Here is a 740-nt window from a genome sequence, read left to right as displayed (position 1 = left end):
CACCGCGCCGCGCGTCCCCCTGCCCGGACCGGTCCTGCCGGACACCGGTGTCCGCCGGGCGCTGCGCGAACGGCGGTCCAGCTTCGGCCGGTTCGACGCCCGGCGCCGCGTCGCGCCCGGGGAGCTGTCCGCCGTGCTGGCGGCCTGCGCGCAGACCCGCCTGGCCGGTGACACCGACCCCTCCGGCCGGCTCCGCCTCGCCCGCGTGTACGCGTTCGTCAACCACGTGCGGGACGTGGAGCAGGGGGCGTACGCCTACGACCCGGACCGGGGCGAACTCGGCCTCGTCGACGCCGGGCCGCAGGGGTCGTTCCTCCAGCGGAACTACTTCCTCGCCAACTACAACCTGGAGCAGGCCGCTGCGGTCCTGGTGCCGACGGTGCGGACCACGGCCGTCCTGGACGCCGTCGGCGACCGGGGCTACCGGCTCGCCGTCGGCACCGCCGGGGCCGTCGCCCAGAGCTTCTACGTGGCCGCCGCCGCGCTGGGCCTGGGCGCCGGGGTGGCCCTGGGCTTCGACAACGTGTCGTACGCCGAGCGGCTCGGGCTGACGGAGGGCGACGAGGCCCCGCTGCTCATCATGGCCCTCGGTCACGAACGGCCCGGGTCCGCCGACTTCCGCCACGAGATCGCCTGACGGCCGCAGAGGACTGCTCATGACACCCACCGAGTCCGGCACCCCGGACCTCACCGCGGCCCCGGACCCCGCTCCGGACGCCGCCCCGCGCCCGGCCGGCGGA

Annotated in this window: 1 protein-coding gene; it reads left to right on the top strand. The window is 76.8% G+C overall.

Annotated features, from left to right (window positions below; all coding sequences use genetic code 11):
• The coding region (locus G3I53_RS19900) for a nitroreductase family protein (RefSeq protein WP_203617257.1) at positions 1 to 637 on the top strand (637 nt) is incomplete at its 5' end.
• Positions 638 to 740 lie beyond the last annotated feature (103 nt).

The organism is Streptomyces sp. SID14436, assembly GCF_010548465.1.
Lineage (GTDB): Bacteria > Actinomycetota > Actinomycetes > Streptomycetales > Streptomycetaceae > Streptomyces.
This window is presented reverse-complemented; position numbering and strand designations above follow the sequence as displayed.